The sequence below is a fragment of the Methylobacter sp. BlB1 genome, from assembly GCF_015476545.1.
Lineage (GTDB): Bacteria > Pseudomonadota > Gammaproteobacteria > Methylococcales > Methylomonadaceae > Methylobacter.
The window spans coordinates 24,743-44,439 of record NZ_JADMKV010000007.1; the positions used below are offsets into that span (position 1 = coordinate 24,743).

The 19,697-nt window shown below is 50.0% G+C and carries 19 protein-coding genes; 10 read left to right on the top strand and 9 right to left on the bottom strand.

Annotation, left to right across the window (positions count from 1 at the left end; all coding sequences use genetic code 11):
- Positions 1-153 precede the first annotated feature (153 nt).
- From gyrB to dnaA, 4 genes are all read right to left on the bottom strand, one after another.
- Positions 154-2,568 carry a DNA topoisomerase (ATP-hydrolyzing) subunit B gene (gene gyrB / locus IT781_RS04495; RefSeq protein ID WP_194968944.1) on the bottom strand — a complete coding sequence of 805 codons (2,415 nt, stop codon included), beginning with the start codon at positions 2,566-2,568 and terminating at the stop codon, positions 154-156.
- 46 nt (positions 2,569-2,614) lie between these two features.
- Positions 2,615-3,691, bottom strand: coding sequence for a DNA replication/repair protein RecF (recF, locus tag IT781_RS04500; RefSeq protein ID WP_194968945.1), 1,077 nt, complete (start codon positions 3,689-3,691; stop codon positions 2,615-2,617).
- Positions 3,692-3,699: 8 nt separating this feature from the next.
- Positions 3,700-4,800, bottom strand: a complete 1,101-nt coding sequence (gene dnaN / locus IT781_RS04505; protein ID WP_194968946.1) for a DNA polymerase III subunit beta — start codon at positions 4,798-4,800, stop codon at positions 3,700-3,702.
- A gap of 182 nt (positions 4,801-4,982) precedes the next feature.
- Positions 4,983-6,299 (bottom strand): chromosomal replication initiator protein DnaA, encoded by a 1,317-nt coding sequence (gene dnaA / locus IT781_RS04510; RefSeq protein WP_194968947.1) that lies wholly within the window; start codon positions 6,297-6,299, stop codon positions 4,983-4,985.
- Positions 6,300-6,468: 169 nt separating this feature from the next.
- Here dnaA and rpmH point away from each other — a divergent pair, with 169 nt between their 5' ends.
- From rpmH to mnmE, 5 genes are read left to right on the top strand one after another with little or no spacing between them, the layout of a single operon-like run.
- On the top strand, positions 6,469-6,603 hold the full coding sequence (gene rpmH / locus IT781_RS04515) for a 50S ribosomal protein L34 (protein WP_194968948.1): 135 nt from the start codon (positions 6,469-6,471) through the stop codon (positions 6,601-6,603).
- The gene (rnpA, locus tag IT781_RS04520; RefSeq protein WP_194969016.1) at positions 6,603-6,983 is read left to right on the top strand and encodes a ribonuclease P protein component; all 381 of its coding nucleotides are present in this window, start codon (positions 6,603-6,605) and stop codon (positions 6,981-6,983) included. The genes rpmH and rnpA overlap by 1 nt, the downstream gene beginning before the upstream one ends.
- A complete protein-coding gene (gene yidD, locus IT781_RS04525) occupies positions 6,965-7,201 on the top strand; it encodes a membrane protein insertion efficiency factor YidD (protein WP_194968949.1) in 237 nt (78 codons plus the stop codon). The genes rnpA and yidD overlap by 19 nt, the downstream gene beginning before the upstream one ends.
- Positions 7,194-8,888 carry a membrane protein insertase YidC gene (gene yidC / locus IT781_RS04530; protein WP_194968950.1) on the top strand — a complete coding sequence of 565 codons (1,695 nt, stop codon included), beginning with the start codon at positions 7,194-7,196 and terminating at the stop codon, positions 8,886-8,888. The genes yidD and yidC overlap by 8 nt, the downstream gene beginning before the upstream one ends.
- 9 nt (positions 8,889-8,897) lie before the next feature.
- Complete coding sequence (mnmE, locus tag IT781_RS04535; protein WP_194968951.1) at positions 8,898-10,247, top strand: tRNA uridine-5-carboxymethylaminomethyl(34) synthesis GTPase MnmE; 1,350 nt, start codon at positions 8,898-8,900, stop codon at positions 10,245-10,247.
- Positions 10,248-10,341: 94 nt separating this feature from the next.
- Here mnmE and IT781_RS04540 read toward each other — a convergent pair whose 3' ends face one another.
- From IT781_RS04540 to IT781_RS04560, 5 genes are all read right to left on the bottom strand, one after another.
- On the bottom strand, positions 10,342-10,728 hold the full coding sequence (locus IT781_RS04540; protein ID WP_194968952.1) for a hypothetical protein: 387 nt from the start codon (positions 10,726-10,728) through the stop codon (positions 10,342-10,344).
- 397 nt (positions 10,729-11,125) lie between these two features.
- Entirely contained in the window at positions 11,126-11,317 is a 192-nt protein-coding gene (locus IT781_RS04545) for a CPXCG motif-containing cysteine-rich protein (protein ID WP_194968953.1), read from the bottom strand.
- Positions 11,318-11,319: 2 nt separating this feature from the next.
- On the bottom strand, positions 11,320-12,150 hold the full coding sequence (locus IT781_RS04550) for an SDR family oxidoreductase (protein ID WP_194968954.1): 831 nt from the start codon (positions 12,148-12,150) through the stop codon (positions 11,320-11,322).
- Between the two features lie 7 nt (positions 12,151-12,157).
- Positions 12,158-12,805 carry a DUF4124 domain-containing protein gene (locus IT781_RS04555; protein WP_228778926.1) on the bottom strand — a complete coding sequence of 216 codons (648 nt, stop codon included), beginning with the start codon at positions 12,803-12,805 and terminating at the stop codon, positions 12,158-12,160.
- Positions 12,789-14,129 carry a POT family MFS transporter gene (locus tag IT781_RS04560; RefSeq protein ID WP_194968955.1) on the bottom strand — a complete coding sequence of 447 codons (1,341 nt, stop codon included), beginning with the start codon at positions 14,127-14,129 and terminating at the stop codon, positions 12,789-12,791. Before IT781_RS04560 ends, IT781_RS04555 begins: the two co-directional genes overlap by 17 nt.
- Positions 14,130-14,526: 397 nt before the next feature.
- On the opposite strand from IT781_RS04560, the gene IT781_RS04565 reads away from it, so the two are divergent.
- The 5 genes from IT781_RS04565 to IT781_RS04585 are packed head-to-tail and all read left to right on the top strand — an operon-like array spanning position 14,527 to position 19,695.
- Positions 14,527-15,519: a MoxR family ATPase gene (locus tag IT781_RS04565; RefSeq protein WP_194968956.1), complete on the top strand. Its 993-nt coding sequence runs from the start codon at positions 14,527-14,529 to the stop codon at positions 15,517-15,519.
- The gene (locus IT781_RS04570; protein ID WP_194968957.1) at positions 15,519-16,445 is read left to right on the top strand and encodes a DUF58 domain-containing protein; all 927 of its coding nucleotides are present in this window, start codon (positions 15,519-15,521) and stop codon (positions 16,443-16,445) included. Before IT781_RS04565 ends, IT781_RS04570 begins: the two co-directional genes overlap by 1 nt.
- Positions 16,446-16,916 carry a DUF4381 domain-containing protein gene (locus IT781_RS04575; protein ID WP_194968958.1) on the top strand — a complete coding sequence of 157 codons (471 nt, stop codon included), beginning with the start codon at positions 16,446-16,448 and terminating at the stop codon, positions 16,914-16,916. It abuts the gene before it with no gap.
- Positions 16,913-17,893, top strand: coding sequence for a VWA domain-containing protein (locus IT781_RS04580; RefSeq protein WP_194968959.1), 981 nt, complete (start codon positions 16,913-16,915; stop codon positions 17,891-17,893). The genes IT781_RS04575 and IT781_RS04580 overlap by 4 nt, the downstream gene beginning before the upstream one ends.
- Complete coding sequence (locus tag IT781_RS04585) at positions 17,890-19,695, top strand: VWA domain-containing protein (RefSeq protein WP_194968960.1); 1,806 nt, start codon at positions 17,890-17,892, stop codon at positions 19,693-19,695. The genes IT781_RS04580 and IT781_RS04585 overlap by 4 nt, the downstream gene beginning before the upstream one ends.
- Positions 19,696-19,697 lie beyond the last annotated feature (2 nt).

Genomic DNA, 19,697 nt, shown 5'->3' on the forward strand with positions numbered 1-19,697 from the left:
TTAATTCTAATTCAATTTACTTAGTAATTACTCAACATATGTTAAGTTCAAACAATAGAACACGGATAAAAATCCGTCTACATCCGTCTTATCTATCCCATCCATGTTCTATGCCTATAACTACTGAGCAGTTATTTTAGAAAAATAATATAACTAAACATCCAGATTAGTCACATCCAAAGCATTCTTCACAATGAAATCTCTGCGCGGCTCGACCACATCGCCCATCAACGTCGTGAAAATCTCATCGGCGGCAATCACATCCTCGATCCTGACCTGCAGCAGCCTGCGGTTATTGGCATCGAGCGTGGTTTCCCAGAGCTGTTCCGGGTTCATTTCGCCCAAGCCTTTGTAGCGTTGAATATGCTGGCCTTTTTTGACTTCCCGCATCATCCATTCGAACGCTTCCTTGAAGCTGCCGACATGCTGCTGCCGTTCGCCCATCTGAATAAAGGAATTCTCGCCGAACATGCCGGCCGTGTCCTGCGCATATTGCGCGATCTGCTTGTAGTCTTTGCCGACAAAAAACGCCGCCTGCACGATAAAGGTTTTCGTGATGCCGTGCTGGCGCTTGTTGACGATGACTGAGAAATCATTGCCGTTCTTGTAGTCGAGCTCGATCGAGAACAGCGCTTCGCCGGCATTTTGATTCAGCCGGCGTTCCATGTCCGCAAACCAGGTCGCCAGCTTTTGCTGGTCTTGTTTGATCTCATCATCCAGCACGCCCATAACGGACAGTTGTTCCAGGAAACTGTCGTCGTAGCGCCTGAACAGGCGATTGATCGTGCTGACCACGCCGGTAAACTCGCGAGCCAGTTTTTCCAGGCCCTGTCCTTGAATCGGCGGCGCCGAGGCATCGGTAAACAGTTGCGCCTTGTCGAGCGCCAGTTGAATCAGGTATTCGTTCAATTGCGCATCGTCCTTGACATAATGCTCCTGCTTGCCTTTTTTGACTTTGTACAGCGGCGGCTGGGCGATATAGATATAGCCTTTCTCGACGATTTCAGGCAGTTGCCGATAGAAGAACGTCAGCAGCAGGGTGCGAATGTGCGAACCGTCGACGTCGGCATCGGTCATGATGATGATGCGGTGGTAGCGCAGCTTGTCCAGATTGTATTCGTCCTTGCCAATGCCGCAGCCTAGCGCCGTGATCAGCGTGCCGACTTCCTCGGACGAAATCATTTTGTCGAAACGCGCTTTCTCGACATTCAAGATCTTGCCTTTCAGCGGCAGAATGGCCTGAGTCCTGCGGTCCCTGCCCTGCTTGGCCGAGCCGCCGGCCGAGTCCCCTTCCACAATGAACAGTTCGGATAAGGCTGGGTCTTTTTCCTGGCAGTCGGCCAGTTTGCCCGGCAAGCCGGCGATGTCCAGCGTGGTTTTGCGCCGCGTCATTTCGCGCGCCTTGCGGGCGGCTTCCCTGGCCCGGGCCGCATCGACGATTTTGCCGGCGATGGCTTTGGCGATTTGCGGCCGCTCCAGCAGGAATTCCTGCAATTTCTCGTTCATGGTCGATTCAACCAGCGGTTTGACTTCCGACGAAACCAGCTTGTCCTTGGTTTGCGATGAAAACTTCGGGTCCGGCACCTTGACGGACAGCACGGCCGTCAAGCCTTCCCGCGCGTCGTCGCCGGTCGTGGCAACTTTCTCTTTTTTCGCCAGACCGCTGGATTCGATGTATTGATTGATCGTGCGAGTCAGGGCGCTTCTGAAGCCGGCCAAATGCGTGCCGCCATCGCGTTGCGGGATATTGTTGGTATAGCAGAACACGTTTTCCTGATAGGAATCATTCCACTGCATCGCCACTTCGACGGTGACGCCGTCTTTTTCCGCGACGAAATGAAACACTTCGGGAAACAGCGGCGTTTTGTTCTTGTTCAGATGCTCGACAAAGGCGCTGATGCCGCCTTCAAACTCGAAAACATCGCTTTTATCGGTACGTTCGTCTTCCAGGCTGATGCGCACGCCTGAATTCAGGAATGATAGCTCCCGGAGTCTTTTCGCCAGAATATCGTAGTGAAACTCCACGTCGCTGAACGTCTGGCCGCTGGGTTTGAAATTGATCAAAGTGCCCGTGCCTTCGGCAGGCCCTACGGCTTCCAGAGGCGCCACCGGCTCGCCCATGATGTATTTTTGTTTATGCAGCAGGCCGTTCTTGCGGATTTCCAGATTCAGCTCTTCCGACAAGGCGTTCACGACCGAGACGCCGACGCCGTGCAGACCGCCCGACACTTTATAGGCATTGTCATCGAACTTGCCGCCGGCATGCAGCACGGTCATGATCACTTCTGCCGCCGACCTGCCCTCTTCCTCGTGGATATCGACCGGAATGCCGCGGCCGTCATCAGCTACCGAAACCGAACCGTTATTATGAATAATTACACGGACTTCCTTGCAGTAACCGGCTAACGCTTCGTCGATGGAGTTGTCGACGACCTCGAAAACCATATGATGCAGGCCGGAGCCGTCATCGGTATCGCCAATATACATGCCCGGCCGTTTTCTGACTGCATCCAGCCCTTTTAAAACTTGAATGTTGGAACTGTCGTATTGATTGTTAGGGTTACTCATGTAGTTGTCCGCTTTCTAGTGTTGCCGTAATGTTCCACGTGAAACATTACAAGGGTTTTATATATCCATGTTCCACGTGGAACATTTTATATTCTTTCAACCGGCTCAATTCGCCAAGGTCAGCCTGTTCGGTGGCTGTGATAAAAACCTGGCATTGCAATTCAGCCAGATAAGCCAGCAGTTTAGCCCGGTTAGCCCCATCCAGCTCGGCCGCAAAATCATCGATTAAAATGCAGCCGATATTGCCGCGCTCATTGGCCAGCAACTGAACCTGTGCAAGCTTTAAGCTCAGTACCAATAATTTCAACTGCCCACGTGAAACAAAATCTCTCGCCAGCCTGTCATTAACCATCAGCTGAAAATCGGCGCGATGGGGCCCGCTGTGGGTGAAGCCATAACGCAGATCTTTATCCCTATCCTCGGTTAAAACCTGCTGAAACGGCTTGGCGCAATCCCAGCCCGATAAAAGCGTGATGTCTATATGACCAATGTCGAGAAATCGGTTGAGAATTTCAATAAAGACAGGCTTGAACTTCTGTAGGTACTGCTGGCGGCAGTCATTGACTATTGTACCGTAATAAACCACTTCTTTATCCCAAACATTGATTTGTTCGAGATGCTTCGTTTTTAGCAAGTGATTACGTTGAGACAACGCTTTTTTGAATTTGCGCCAGGCTGGTAAAAAATTATTCTGATCATTGAAAACGCCCCAGTCGATAAATTCGCGTCTGACTTGCGGGCCGGCATCGAGCAGTTCATAACTCTTCGGGTGGATCAATTGCAGAGGCAGCGCGTAGGCTAAATCTGATTTCTTTGGCAAAGATTGATGATTGACCCGAATTTCAAAATCTTTTCCGTCCAGCCGAATGCCCAGGTGTCGATGACTGCCATCCGGCTGTAAGGCTTGGGCGGAAACGATTAAATCCTGCTGATTCAAACTGATGACGGGTTTGATCGATACGGAACGAAAAGACCTGGCCCGGCCCAGAATGAAGATAGCTTCTATCAGTGAGCTTTTGCCGCTGGCGTTTTCTCCAACAATAAAGTTGATTGCTGGAGAAGGCCTGATAGATTCCCGTCGGATATTTCTGACATGGTAAATATCCAGTTTCAGCAAGCTCATTCGTAATATTACAGTCTCATCGGCATGACGATGAATTTGTACGACGTATCGTTGGGCTCATCGATGAAGCAGGTGCTGGCATTGCTGGCGATGGTCAGTACCGCCAATTCGGAGTCCAGATTTGAAACGGCGTCCAGTAAATATTGGGCATTGAAAGCGATCGACAAAGGTTCGCCCGTGTATTCAATAAAAAGCTCTTCCTCGGCTTCATCATGCTCGGGATTGTGTGTGCTGATTCTTAAACTGTCCGGCACAATGTCAAGCGTGACGCCTTTGAATTTTTCATTCGACAGAATCGCAACGCGGGTCAAGGCTTCTTTTAATGACTGCTTCTGGATATGGATCTGGTTAAAAAACGACTGCTGGAAAACCTTGCTGAAATCGGGGTACTTTGAATCGACCAATTTGGCTGAAAATACCAGATTCTTGATAAAGATGCGGATATTGTTGCCGGAAAATTCGACTCTCAACTCGGCATCAGGATCATCGAGCAACCGGACTAGTTCCAGAACGCCTTTTCTGGGCAGAATAATCCGCGCTTCATAGCCGGTTGCCTGATCCAGTTGATCTTCATAAATGGACAAACGATGGCCGTCGGAAGCGACCAGCTTCAATTTGCTGTTAGAAATATGCAGCAGCAGGCCGTTCAGGTAATAACGGACATCCTGATTAGCCATGCAGAAGGTCGTTTTCTCCAGCGCTCTTTTAAATTTGCCGGCATTAATAAAAAACTGGTGCTCAAACTCTGATTCAGCAAATTCTGGATAGTTGTCGGCCGGCAGACAGCTCAAGGAAAAGCGGCTGCGGTTAGACAGAATTTTGACTTTATCGTCTTCCTGCTCAAACTTGATCTCAGCACCGCTCGGCAATAACCGGCAGATATCCAGGAACTTTCTGGCCGGAACCGTGATGGCGCCGGATGTTGCCGTGCCGATCTCGATTTTGGCCACAATCTGAATTTCAAGATCGGTACCGGTCAAGATCAGCCGATTATCTTCAATGACCAGCAAGACGTTCGAAAGAATCGGCATGGTTTGCCTTTTCTCGATGACGCTGACTATCTGCTGCAGGGGCGTTAAAAGTGCTTCTCTATTTATAATAAAGTTCATATAAAGAATTTTCTTGTTGTTACTAGCCGGTATAACACTGTTGAAAACTCGTATTTTACCTTAAAAATCAATGAGCTAGATTGTTAAAAACAATGTGGTTAAAGTTGTAACTGCATGTGTTCTGGCTGTAGCTAAATCGGGCCTGTTAATAACGGCTTTTTTTATCCACAACTTTTTCACGCTTAATGCGATAAAGTTCTCAACAGGTTCGAATAGTCTTCAGCAACCTTGCTGTCGGCTTCCTTGAGTTCGCTGATGCGCTTGCAGGCATTCATGACGGTTGTATGGTCGCGGCCGCCGAACGCCTCGCCGATCTCGGGAAAACTGTGCGAGGTCAATTCCCGAGCCAGGCACATGGCCATTTGCCGCGGCCGGGTAATGGATTGCCGCCTGTTTTTGGACGACAGATCGGCTACGCGGATTTTGAAGTATTCGGCGACGGTCTTTTGGATATTGTCTATGTTGACCAGCTTGTCCTGCAGAGAGATCAGGTCATGCAGCGCCTCTTTGGTGAATTCGGTCGTAATCTCGCGGCCCGTGAATTGAGCATTGGCGATCACACGCCTTAACGCGCCTTCCAGGTCACGTACATTGGACGGAATTCTTTTCGCGATAAAAAATGCGACTTCCTGGGGCAGATCCACATTCGCCAGATGGGCTTTCTTCATGAGGATAGCGGCGCGCGTTTCCATGTCCGGCGGTTCGATCGAAACAGGCAGTCCCCAGCCGAACCGCGATTTCAAGCGGTCTTCGAGTCCGATAATCTCTTTCGGATATTTATCGCAGGTCAGCACGACCTGATGTTTCTTTTCCAGCAAGGTATTGAAGGTGTGGAAAAACTCTTCCTGCGAGCGTTCCTTGCCGGCGAAGAATTGAATATCGTCGATCAGCAGCACGTCAACGCCGCGGTAATATTCTTTAAAGGTATTGATGGAATTCTGCTGCAGCGCCTTGACCATGTCCTGCACGAATTTTTCCGAATGCAGATAAACAATCGTGGCCGACGGATTTTTTTGCAAAACGGCATTGCCGATCGCATGCATCATATGGGTCTTGCCCAACCCCGAACTGCCGTAAATCAGCAACGGGTTATAAGCCTTGCCGATGTTTTCGGAGACCTGGATCGATGCGGCCTTGGCCAACTGATTGGATTTGCCTTCGACAAAATTATCAAACGTAAACGCTTTATTAAGAAAGTTGGGGCTGGCTTTTTTAGTCTCGGCCGGTTTGGCAATCGTGGCGGCGGCAGGTGCGGCCGATTTTTTGGAACCGATTTCAAGAATCAGGTTTAAGGCCCCGTTGGAAAACTCATGGATGGTTTCTTCAATTTTGGCAAAATGATGCTGCTTGACCCAATCCAGCACGAACCGGTTAGGCGCCAGCAGTTTGATGTGTCCGTCGCTTTCTATGGCCTGAAGCGGTCGTATCCATGTACTGAAATCGGAGCTGGAGATTTCATTTTCAAGTTTAGAAAGGCAGTTATTCCAAATTGAGCTCATTGAAGTATATAAAGTATTGATTTTTAAATGTAAGGAATTTTTGCTTGGTCGCCACTATACAGCAATAAAACAATGCACTACAGAATTGACAGGCTAGAACCTTTATTTTATCATCCACCGTCTTTTTTATCCGTTTTTGTTAACATTTATCTGATCAGGTCTTAAGCCAATGAAAAGAACATACCAACCCAGTAAAATCAAACGCGCCAGAACGCACGGTTTCCGCGCAAGAATGGCTACACGCAATGGCCGTAAGGTTTTGAACGCACGCAGAGCAAAAGGTCGCGCCAGATTAACGGTGTAATTGACCGGTGCGTGACTGAGAAAGTTTTCAGTTTTCCCCCACAGTTACGGTTAAAGAAACCGGCTGAATTTAAAAAGGTTTTTGCTAAGCCTGTTAAATCAAGCGACCAATATTTCACGCTGTTGGCCATCAGGAATGATCTCGATCATCCGAGGCTAGGCTTGGCAATTGCCAAAAAAAATATAAAAAAGGCAGTACAACGGAATTTGATTAAACGTATTGTCCGGGAAAGCTATCGGTTAAAGCAACAAAACCTAGGGAATATAGATATTGTTGTTTTGGCTCGCAGAGAAGCTGCAGATGCTCCGCCGGACTTGTTAAGAAAGTCCTTGGAAAGGCATTGGCTTAAGTTGGTAACCCGATGCGATTCATACTCATAACACTCATAAAGTTTTACAAGTACTTTATTAGCCCCTTGCTTGGCAATAATTGTCGCTTCTATCCCAGCTGTTCCGCCTATGCCCTGGAAGCGCTTCAGCTCCATGGCGCCATAACCGGCACCTATCTCACGCTCAGAAGATTATCAAAATGCCACCCTTTTCATGAAGGTGGCATTGATCCCGTTCCAGAAAAAATTGGTAATAATAAAAATGGATAATATTAGATTTATATTGATCGTTGTTTTTGCAATGCTCATCTTTATGCTTTGGCAAGCCTGGCAAGTGGATTATGGTCCAAAACCCCCCGTCGCAGTAACAGATACGACAAACACTAAGGAAGATCTGCCTTCCGCAGCCGGCACCCCTGCCCCGGCAGAAACTACGCAGCAGGAAGTCTCGGCCGTACCGGCCGCAACTCTGCCTTCAGGCAAAATCATCAAAGTAAAAACCGACTTGCTGGCCTTGGAAATTGACACTCAAGGCGGCACATTGCGCAATCTGGATCTGCTGGCTTATCCGGTAGAAAAAGAAAATACAGTGGTCATCCGCCTGCGCGACATGCTTGGCTTGTCGGCTTCCGAAAAAAACCTTGCGCCGACACGCTTATTTGACAGCAATCCGGACAAATTATTTGTGGCGCAAAGCGGTTTGATCGCCGATAGCGGTTCAGCAACCGCGGCTACGCACCATACCATTTTCAATAGTGAGAAAGACAGCTACGTGCTGGAGCCTGGGCAGGACACACTGACAGTACCATTGACCTGGACCGACAACAATGGTCTGGTTGTGAGCAAATTATTCACGTTTAAACGCGGCAGTTACCAGATCGGTCTGGAACAGAAAGTACAGAATAACTCTGCACAACCCTGGACTGGCAGACAGTATAGCCAGTTGATGCGCAAGCCTTATCAGGATGAAAAGAGTAACACCTTTATCAGAACCTATTCAGGCGGCGTACTTTATACCGAGGAAGAAAAATATCAGAAAGTGGATTTTGATGATATGGCCGAGGAAAATCTGAACGTCAAGGCTAAAGGCGGCTGGACGGCCATGATTCAACACTATTTCGCTGCCGCTTGGATTCCTCCTGTCGACCAGGAAAACCATTTCTATACTAAAGACTTAAAAGATCAGCACTATGTCATTGGCGCCTATTCAGCCCCTGTCACGGTGGCCAGCAATGCCAATGCCCAGTTTGCTACGCAATTATTTGCCGGTCCTAAAATTCAGCCGATGATGGAAAACATCGCCAGCGGCCTGGAACTGACTGTTGATTATGGCTGGTTGACCATTATCGGCAAACCTATTTATTGGTTGCTGAATCAAATATACAACGTGGCCGGCAACTGGGGATGGGCGATTATCGGCGTGACCTTGTGTATTAAGCTGCTATTCTTCCCACTGTCGCAGGCCAGCTACCGGTCAATGGCGAAAATGCGCAAAATCCAGCCGCGTCTTAAAGAAATGCAGGAGCGTTTCGCCGATGACAGGCCACGTTTCAATAAAGAAATGATGGATATGTACAAACGCGAGAAGGTCAACCCTTTAGGCGGCTGTCTGCCGATTCTGATCCAGATCCCGGTTTTCATTTCCTTGTACTGGGTACTGGTTGAAACGGTTGAAATCCGTCAGGCGCCTTTCATGTTGTGGATACAGGATTTATCGGCCATGGACCCTTTCTATGTGCTGCCTGTGCTTATGGGCATTACCATGAAAATCCAGCAAGGTTTGAATCCGCCGCCGATCGACCCTATTCAGGCCAAGATCATGAAAATGTTCCCTATCGTGTTCACCATTTTCTTCCTGTTCTTCCCGGCAGGTCTGGTTCTGTACTGGGTAGTCAATAATACCTTGTCTATCCTTCAACAATGGTATATTACTAAGCAGATCAATGAAGCAAAGTAACGTGTATTAGTGGACATCGAAAATTTTGATACCATTGCAGCGATTGCAACACCGCCAGGGAATGGCGGTGTCGGTATTATCCGCATCTCAGGCTCTGACGTTCCGGCCATAGCCAAACAACTTCTCACCAAACCGCTGCAGCCCAGGTTTGCGCTCTTTTCTTCTTTTCTCGGTGAAGACGGTTCGGCGATCGATTCCGGCATCGCACTCTATTTTCCTGCTCCCCACTCCTATACCGGTGAAGACGTGCTTGAACTTCAGGGGCACGGCGGCTCTGTGGTGCTGGATATGCTCTTGCGGCGCGTCTTATCGCTGGGCGTTCGATTAGCCAACCCCGGCGAATTTACCGAGCGCGCCTTCCTGAATAACAAACTCGATCTGGCGCAGGCTGAAGCTGTCGCCGATTTGATTGAGAGCAGCACCGAACAATCCGTGCGCTCCGCGCAGAAATCCATGCAGGGTGTTTTTTCGGAACAGATCAATGCGTTGGTTGACGAGCTGACAGAACTGCGAACCTATGTCGAGGCCGCTATCGACTTTGTCGATGAAGAAATCGATTTTCTAAGCGATGGCGTCGTGGAAAACCGCATCGTTCATTTATTGGAGCGCATCGAACAGATTCAGGCCACCGCGCAGCAAGGCCGCCTGTTACGCGACGGCATGACAGTCGTGCTGGCTGGCAAACCCAATGCCGGCAAATCCAGCCTGCTCAATGCCCTGGCCGGGCACGATGCGGCCATTGTCACCGATATTGCCGGCACTACGCGCGATGTCTTGAGAGAGCGCATACAACTCGATGGCATGCCCTTGCATGTAATCGATACGGCCGGTCTGAGAGAAAGCGAAAACGTTGTAGAAAAGGAAGGCATCCGCCGGGCCCAGGAGGAAATCAAGCAGGCCGACAGAATCTTGTTATTGCTGGACAGTCGCGAAAGCGAGGATGAACAGCAATTGCTGTCTTATTTGCCGGACAATGTCAGCATCACCAAAATTTACAACAAAATAGATTTAATCGGCCGGGAGCCTGAAATATGGCAGACAGCGGCAAGCTGTGAAATTCACCTATCCGTTAAAACCGGCGCCGGCATGGAATTGCTCAGGCAACACCTGAAGCAATGCATGGGCTACCATGAACAAACCGACAATGTATTTATTGCCCGAAGACGCCATATCGAAGCTTTGAGAAAAGGCCATGAATTTGTTCTGAGTGCTTTGCACCAACTCCAGGACAGCCAGGCCGGCGAACTGGTCGCGGAAGATTTAAGACAGGCCCAGAACAGTCTGGCGGAAATTACCGGCAAATTTACGTCGGATGATTTATTAGGAAAGATATTTTCCAGTTTCTGTATCGGAAAATAACCAGAAATTATTGAGAAATTAAAAGGAAGAGCTTCGGGGAAAAGGAGCAGCTATACCAGAACGCCAAGAGCTTTTCTGGTATAGCTTGGTGTTATTAAATCAATCCTTTCAGATCGTTGAAAGCTTTTTCAGCACTTTGCAATTCTTGCTCTGCTTCTTGTAAAGAGTTGCTTTTAGCATGGTTGCGAGCATTTTTCAGTATGTTGTTCGCTTTTGAACGTGCTCTGTCTACTTTATCATTAGCATTGATTTCTTTGCTTATATCTAATGCTGCTTTAATCAAGTCAGCAACAGCAGCGCCTTTTTCTCCGTTTTTGATAGCATCTTGTGCTGCTTTAATTTTATCCACAGTCATATTAATCGCTTCAGCAGGCGCGTACGCGATTCTGCCTTTTTCTGCTTCAGCCATTGCTGAAGTTGAAACAGCTCCCATTGATGCAGCGATCAATAAAGACAGTAAGACTTTTCTTAAGATTTTCATATTGCACTAATTCCACAAGTTGTAGTTATTTCAAGTTATATTGGCAGTATAACTATCGATTTTCATGGTTAAGAGTTATCTACCGGCGGTAATTCTAACACATTTTGAAGATTTTCAATCGTTAAGGCGATTGAAAAAGATTAGATTATGTAGGGAAATTTAGGGAGTTGCTCAATCATAGGGATAATTAAACCTGATCTGATAGGATATTAGCGGGGTTTAGCTATCATTTCTTGAAAACCGACAAAGCTTCTTTCAACAACTGTTTTGAGGCTTGTATATGATTTTTACCAGCTCTAACGCGCCCATTTCAGACCCAAGAGGAGACTACCAACAGTAGGCGCTCTAGGCGAAGTCACCCCCATAAGCTTGCATAAGTCCTGATGGTATAAATTTGCTACTCATCATCCCTTTTAATACCGAGGCAGATTTCTCCGTTTTCGTCGACAGACATTAAAAATAAAATAGGCGCGCAACAAACCGGACAATCTTCATAATATTCCTGTGCGCCGGAAGACGCATCCACAAGCATATCAATGGTTTCGCCGCAATAAGGGCAGATCACATCGACTTCTTTCAAGCCGTTCATGTTCACGCCTTTCGCAGCAGTCCGTCCATCCAGGACATAGGCAGTATACGTTTGAGAAAACCGAATAAATAAGTCGGGAAAGTCACGTAATAGCGCAGTTTAGGCCGCTTGGCTTCCAGCGCATGAATGACTTTTTCGGCGACAGCTTCGGCGGGCAAAGTAAATGGCGCGGCAGGGCCCTCTTTCTGCAGGCGCTCTTCCATGTTTTTATAGATTTCTTTATGGACACTATGCGCTGAATCGATATTTTTCTTATACAGCTCGAGCGCGTTTTTTCTGAAATTGCTTACAATCGGGCCGGGCTCTATCAGTGAAACATGAATATTGCTGCCGTGAAGCTCGAGCCGCAATGTGTCGGCTAGGCCTTCCAGCGCGAATTTGCTGGCATTGTAAGCGCCGCGGTAGGTCATCGCGACGAATCCCAACACCGAGCTGTTATAAATAATGCGGCCATGGCCTTGCTGTCGCATGATTGGAATCAGCAGATTAGTCAGCTCATGGGTGCCGAAGAAATTGGTTTCAAACTGGAAACGCAGCACATCGCGGCTTAGATCCTCAACAGCGCCGGGTTGGCCGAAAGCGCCATTATTGAATAGGGCGTCGATCCTTCCGTCCGTCAATGCCACAATTTGCCGGACCGCCTGACGGATACTGTCACTGTCAGCCAGATCCAGCTGCACGGCGGTAAATCCTTCCTGGCTTAATCTGGCGACATCTTCGGGCTTTCTTGCCGAAGCGATGACGTTGTGGCCGCGCTTTCTTAATTCGACGGCCGTGACATAACCGATGCCGCTGGAGCAGCCCGTGATCAATATGGTTTTCGATGGATTCATAGAACGATTATTGGGTTAATTCCTGCTCGTTATAATAAAAGCTTTTGCCGCTGCTGCAGTTGATCAAGAAGACCAATGCATCCTGGGCGCTTCTTGCATTGAGTTCAGACGCTTCGACGCGGCTGCACGCCCCGGTCGCCAGAGCCCGTTCTGCCGCCTGCCTTCTGAAGCGCTCTATATCCGGCAAACGGTTCTGGTGATTCTTAACCACAACAGGTAATTGGTCAAACTGATACGGTGGAATTGCATAAGCTGAAAACTTCCCTGGATTATTCTTGATGAGAAACTGATTTTTGGCGCTTTCATCGGCAGCCGCCTGCTTTAACTGTGCCTGCCTTTGTTTTAGTCTCTCTTGTTCAAGCTTGTCTTGATCAATTTTTTTCTGCTGTTCCAGCTGTTGTTTTTGTTGCTCATCCAGATCGGTGGAGCCGCCGGTTTTAACATTCAGTTCGATATTCCGTTGCCCTGCTACACATGGCGTTGATTGATAAGCTGTTTTGCCATCAGTTCCCGTGCATTTGTAAACGCCGGCGGACGCATGGGCGGAAAAAAGAATTCCCATAAAAATCACTGCAAATCGCATCGCACTCCCCAGTATATTATGTATAAAAGTAAGATTGAAAAGATTATAGGTGATATCAGGAACTTTGCTCATCCTGCCAATAGGATTGCTCAGTGTAGTAACGGCTCGAAAACACAAACAGCACAGCGTTAACCAACATTAAGCCGGTAAAAAACCAGAAATAATCCGCGCCGGCTAGTTTGCTGGAGCCGTCGGCATTCTGGATCAGAAAATTGACGGCGCTGGTCAGCAGATTGCCGGCAGCTACCGACAGAAAATAAAGCGCCATGACAAATGACTTCATGGTTTGGGGCGCCTGTGTATAAGAAAATTCCAGGCAGGTCACGGAAACCATGACTTCGGCCGATGTCAGCAATAAATAAGCCAGCAACTGCCAGGTGATAGACGGAGACAAGCCGTTATCGATGTCGATTTGTATGAAGCCGGCAAGGGCGAAAGCCAACGCAGTCAGGAACAAGCCGATCGCCATTTTTCTTAATGCCGTCAATTCAACGAACCGGCTTAAAAACGGGTAGACGCCATACGAAAACAGCGGTGTCAACAACATGATCAATAAAGGATTGGCGGCCTGGATTTGTGATGGCAACAATTTAACTCCGAAAATCATTCGATCCATTTTTTGCGCCTGCAGTATCCACGATGAGCCGGTTTGATCGAATAAGGCCCAGAATATGGCAATAAAAGCATAAACGGACGCCAGTTTTTTCAAAGCCGTCAGACCGGCAGCGCTGAACATGTCTCTGACAAATGCCATGCCGGCCGGCGGCACATGCACATAGCGGTAGCGGCCCGCCCAGAACGTAAGCGTAGCCAGCAGCATTAAAAGACCGGGAACGGCAAAGGCCACCGAAGAGCCGTAATGATGCAGCAGCCACGGAATAATCAACATCGAAGTGAAAGCGCCCAAATTGATGGAGAAATAAAACCAACTGAAGACCTTGCCGACCAAATGCCGGTTATTTACGCCAAACTGGTCGCCGACATTTGCGGAAACACAAGGTTTTATGCCGCCTGAGCCGATCGCAATCAACCCCTGCCCGATCAATAAACCGAGACGCGTATCGTCAATCGCCAAAGAAAAATGGCCCAGACAATAAATCAGAGATAGATAAATGATCGTACGGTATTTGCCCAGCAGGCCGTCGGCCAATAAAGCGCCGAACAACGGCATTAAATACACAGCCGAGGTAAACAAATGAAAATAACCCTGGGCTTCATTTTCAGACATGACATCAGGCCGGCCCGAAGCGTCTACCAGATACTGTGTCATAAAAATCACCAGGATGGCCCGCATTCCATAATAACTGAAGCGTTCAGCCGCTTCATTGCCGACGATATAAGGAATGCCGGTAGGCAGCGAATCAGATGGGTTTGGTTTGGTTTTATAGATTTCCATGATCATGCTCCTTTGCGTTTTCCGCCGATAATCATAACAAAATAAAAAATTTAAAACCTATTGTTACTGTTAAGTGGAAAAATCCTGTTGATAAGTCTTAATTTTTATTTAATATCAATTTCTTATAACAAGTAATATTTTGCGCCTAACGTTATCCACAAGTTGTGCGCAGATTGTGGATAACTTGCTTACTGAAATTGTTTGCACAGTAATCCACAGGTAACTCATAGTTATACCCAGAAGTTACTCTATGTTGTCAGGCAAAATATCCGTATAAAATAAGGAACTTTTTCACAAGCAGATTGTTTATAAGAAGATAACCTTCGGTTTCGGTTATTGATTTTTGGGTGAGGCTTAATGCCCTCCAAGCTATGGATCTAAAACATACAATTGGACTATGTCAGAACAAAACAGCAATAGAAATACCACGCAATCGTCGTTAATAAGGCTGAAAACCTATATTAATCAAGAAATTATCGGTCAGGATGTGCTTGTTGAAAGAATGCTGATCGGCTTGCTGGCCGATGGTCATATTCTGGTTGAGGGTGCGCCGGGCCTGGCTAAAACGAGAGCGATCAATATATTGAGCAAGGGCATTCAAGGCGACTTTCATCGCGTGCAGTTCACGCCGGACCTGTTGCCGGCCGACTTGACCGGTACTGAGATTTACCGCCCTCAACTAGGCAGCTTCGAATTTCAAAAAGGGCCTTTATTCCATAACCTGATTCTGGCCGATGAAATCAACCGCTCGCCGGCCAAAGTGCAGGCCGCTCTGCTGGAAGCCATGGCCGAGCGCCAGATAACGGTTGGTCAGGCAACCTATCCGTTGCCGCAGCTGTTTATGGTCATGGCGACGCAGAACCCTATCGAGCAGGAAGGCACTTATCCGTTGCCCGAAGCGCAACTGGACCGTTTTTTACTGCATGTGAAAATCGATTATCCGAAACCGGAACATGAAAAAAGCATCCTGCAACTGGCCCGAAACGAAGCCCGGCAGGGGGCGGCAAAAGACAGCGCCAAATTTGAGCCTATTGATCAAAAGACCTTGTTCGATGCCCGCAATGAAGTGCTGGATATCTACATGGCCGGCAGCCTTGAAGACTATCTGCTGCAAATCGTGCTGGCGACGCGCAATCCCGGCGCCTATGGCAGAGATCTGGCCGGCTGGCTGCAATACGGCGCGAGCCCCCGAGCCAGCATCGCGCTGGACCGTTGCGCCAGGGCCAAGGCCTGGCTGGCGCAACGCGATTTTGTCAGCCCCGAAGACATTCAGGATATGGCGTTCGATGTCCTGCGCCACCGCCTGATACTGTCTTACGAAGCCGAGGCTGAAGGCATCACAACCGATCATTTCATCAAAGAGCTTATTGCCAGAGTTGCCGTACCTTGATGTTGTTCAGTAAACGGGCAGGCGATGCCCGACAGTCATCCGACGAGCTGGTTTCCGTATCGCTCAAAACCCTGATCGATCTTGCCAAGCCTGCGGCCGGCTTGAGCCTGCAACATGCCTCGATACGCTCGGAGCAGAGCGGCGGCTATGTCTCGCGCTTTAAAGGCCGAGGCATGGAATTTGACGAAGCGAGGCTTTACCAGCCCGGCGACGATATCCGCAGCATCGACTGGCGCGTAACGGCCCGTACCGGCAAGCCCCATACCAAGCTGTTTCGCGAGGAGCGTGAGCGGCCGATATTCATTTCCGTCGATAACCGGGCCGCCATGCATTTCGCGACACGCGGCGTCTTCAAATCGGTAATGGCGGCCAAGCTGGCCGGCTTGCTGGCCTGGACGGCGCAGCATCACGGCGACCGGATCGGCGGCCAGACATTTTCCGATACGGCCTGCCGCGAATTGAAGCCGCAAAACGGCAAGCATGCGGTATTGCGGTTTCTGAACGCCTTGGTGCAGCCGGCAGACCAGTCGGCTGATGCCATAACGCTGGAGCACGTACTGGCCCGCTTGACGCAGCATGCCCGCCCAGGCAGCCGCGTCTATATCATCAGCGACTTTCGCGGCATGAATGACAAATCTGAAACGCATCTATTGAAGCTATCACAGCATTGCGACGTAGTCCTGGTCATGGTCTTCGATCCTTTGGAAAGCGCACTGCCTGCAAAGGGACGCTACCGGTTCACCGATGACAGCCGCGATGTGATCGTAGACGCCGATTCCGGTGCGGCAGTGCAGTATCAGCAGCGCTTCGCTTTGCGTCAGCAGCGCCTGAACCAGTTGGCCCAAAGCAGAGGCTTGGCTTTCATGCAATGCAGTACCGGTGATGATCCCGTGCAACGTTTAAGATATTTGTTGGGACATCGATAAATGGAACCCACGCAACTTCCGCTAAGAGATATACACATGCCGGAAGCCATTGGCTGGTGGCCGCCGGCTATGGGCTGGTGGCTCATTGCCATACTGGCGCCTTTGCTGATTGTTCTGCTGATCTGGCTATACAAGCGCCTGACCTGCAAGACTGCCGTCAAAACCGCGAAAAAAATACTGGCGCAAATCAAGCAGGACAAGACGCTTGATAATCATGGAAAACTGGTCGCGCTTTCCGTGCTGGTCCGGCGCGTGGCGATCAGCGTAGCGCCCAGAGAACAAGCGGCCGGTTTAACGGGGCAGGCCTGGCTGGCTTATCTGGACAGCTCGGTCAAAGGTTCGCCTTTCAGCGAAGGAGTAGGCCGGCATCTGAGTGATGCGCCTTATCGCAAGCTACAGCTGGCCGATGCGGACATTCCACAATTAATCAGTCTTTGCGAAGACTGGCTTAAAGCTCAAGCAAAAAAATGATTCATTTCGAATGGCCCTGGCTGCTCAGTCTTTTACCATTGCCTTTACTGATACGCTGGCTGTTGCCGGCCCATAAACCGGTCGAGCAGGCCGCACTGAAAGTTCCTTTTCTGGACGATTTTTCCGAAGGCGAAACGCGCATGATTTCTCAGACCGGGCGTTGGCCGTTCCTCGCGGCAGTTGTCGCCTGGATTTTACTGATCGCGGCCTGCACACGGCCGCAATGGCTGGGTGAGCCGATCGAGCAGGCCGTCAGCGGCCGGGATCTGATGCTGGCCGTGGATTTATCGGGCAGTATGGAAGTGCAGGATTTCGTTATCAACAGGCAAGCCGTGGACCGGCTGACGGCGACCAAATGGGTGGCCGGCGATTTCATCAACCGGCGCGTCGGCGACCGTATTGGCTTGATCCTGTTCGGTACGCAGGCTTATCTGCAGACGCCTTTGACTTTCGACAGGAAAACGGTCATGACCTTGCTGGATGAGTCGGCGATCGGGCTGGCCGGCGATAACACCGCGATCGGCGATGCGATCGGGCTGGCCGTCAAGCGCCTCAAGAACCAGGAGGTCAACAGCCGGGTACTGATCCTGATGACGGACGGCGCGAACACCGCCGGCGAAGTATCGCCGTTGAAAGCGGCCGAGCTGGCTGCCGAAAACCAGTTAAAAATCTACACGATCGGTATCGGCGCCGATGAAATGCTCGTGCGCAGCTTCTTTGGCGCTCAGAAAGTCAACCCGTCCCAGGATCTCGATGAAAAAACCCTGACGGCCATCGCCGAGAAAACCGGCGGCGTTTATTTCCGGGCCAGAAACACCGACGAGCTCAACAAGATCTATCAATTATTGGATCAGCTGGAGCCGGTGGAAAAAGACAAACAATACTTCAGGCCCAGGAGCGAACTGTATTATTGGCCGCTGGCCGGCGCGCTGCTGCTGGCGGCCGCGATTGCACTGTCCCGCGTGAGGTTGTCATGAATCTAGCCGAATTTCACTTCATTAGGCCTTACTGGCTGCTGGCTTTGATACCTTTTAGCGTACTGCTGGTTTTGATGCTCAGGAGCAAACTCAGGCAAGGCAACTGGTCAGCAGTGTGCGATACCGCTTTATTGCCCTATCTGCTGCAGGAAAAGGCGGTCGGGCAAAGCCGCTGGCCTTTGGCGGCAGGCGCCGTCGGCGCTTTGCTGGCGATCATCGCGCTGGCAGGCCCGACCTGGGAGCGTCAGCCGGCGCCGGTTTTTCGCAATGATTCCGCATTGGTCATCGCCTTGGATCTTTCCCTGTCCATGGACGCGGCCGATATCAAGCCGAGCCGCCTGACGCGCGCGCGCTATAAGATTGCCGATATCCTAAAGCAGAGAAAAGACGGCCAGACCGCGCTGCTGGTTTATGCCGGCGATGCGTTTACAGTCACGCCGCTGACCGATGATACCGACACCATAGCCAGCCAGCTCGAGGCGTTAAACACCAACATCATGCCCAGCCAAGGAAGCAATACGGCCATGGTTCTGGAAAAAGCGCTGGAACTGTTCAAACAGGCGGGTTTGCAGAAAGGCCAGTTATTGCTCGTGACCGACGGCGTCGCTGTCGATGAAACCCTGCCGGCGGTGAAATCGCTGAGCAGTTATCAGCTGTCGATATTGGGTGTCGGTACGGCCGAGGGAGCGCCGATCGCGCTGCCGGACGGCGGCTTTTTAAAAGACGAGCAGGGCGATATCGTGGTTACTAAACTGAATGCCGATGAATTGGCAAAACTGGCGCAGGCAGGACACGGCATCTTCCAATCGATAACTGCCGATGACAGCGACGTTGATACCTTGCTGGCGGCGCTGGACAAGCCCGTGCGGCAACAGGGCGCCGAGAAAAAGGAGGGTTCGCTGGATCAATGGCAGGATAGGGGCCCCTGGCTATTATTGCTGGTTCTGCCGCTGGCGGCGCTGACGTTCAGAAAAGGCCTGCTGTGCTGGGCCTTGTTGCTGCTAGTGCCGCTGCCGAAAAACAGTTATGCCCTGGATTGGCAGGATCTATGGCGCACAAAAGACCAGCAGGCGCAGCAGGCGTTTCAACAAGGCGATTATGAAAAGGCAGCGCAACTGTTTGAAAGCCCGGACTGGAAGGCGGCTGTGCACTACAAATCCGGAAAATATAATGAAGCGCTGGCAAGCCTGAGCAATACCGGCACGGCCGACAGTTTTTACAATCAAGGCAATGCCCTAGCGAAGACAGGCCAGTTGGCTGAGGCTGTAAAAGCTTACGAACAGGCATTGAACATAAATCCCAACGATAAAGACGCTCAATATAACAAGGAAATCGTCGAGAAAGCCCTGAAAGAACAGAAGCAGGATCAACAACAGCAACAAGACGATAAACAGCAGCAGTCCAAGGATGACTCGCAGCAGAAAAAGGACAGCGACCAATCGGATCAAGCCGGCGACCAGCAGAAACAGGGCAATGAATCCGATCAGCAGCCGTCGGACAAACAGCAGCAGTCGAAAGATCAGCAACAACAGAACAAGCCCGAGCAAAAACAGCAGGACGCCGAAAAAAGCCAGCAGCCCGGCCAGCAGCAGAAGGACGATGCGCAGCAGCAAGCCGCTCAACAGTCAGAGCAATTGCCGGCTGAAGCCAAGGATGAAAGGGCTCAGGCCAATGAACAATGGCTCAATCGAATTCCTGATGATCCGGCAGGCCTTTTGAAGCGCAAATTTTTGTACCAATACAGCGAGCGGGAGCGGCAACCAGGCAGCAGACCCCGGTCGGGTTCAGGCGCTGTCTGGTAAAC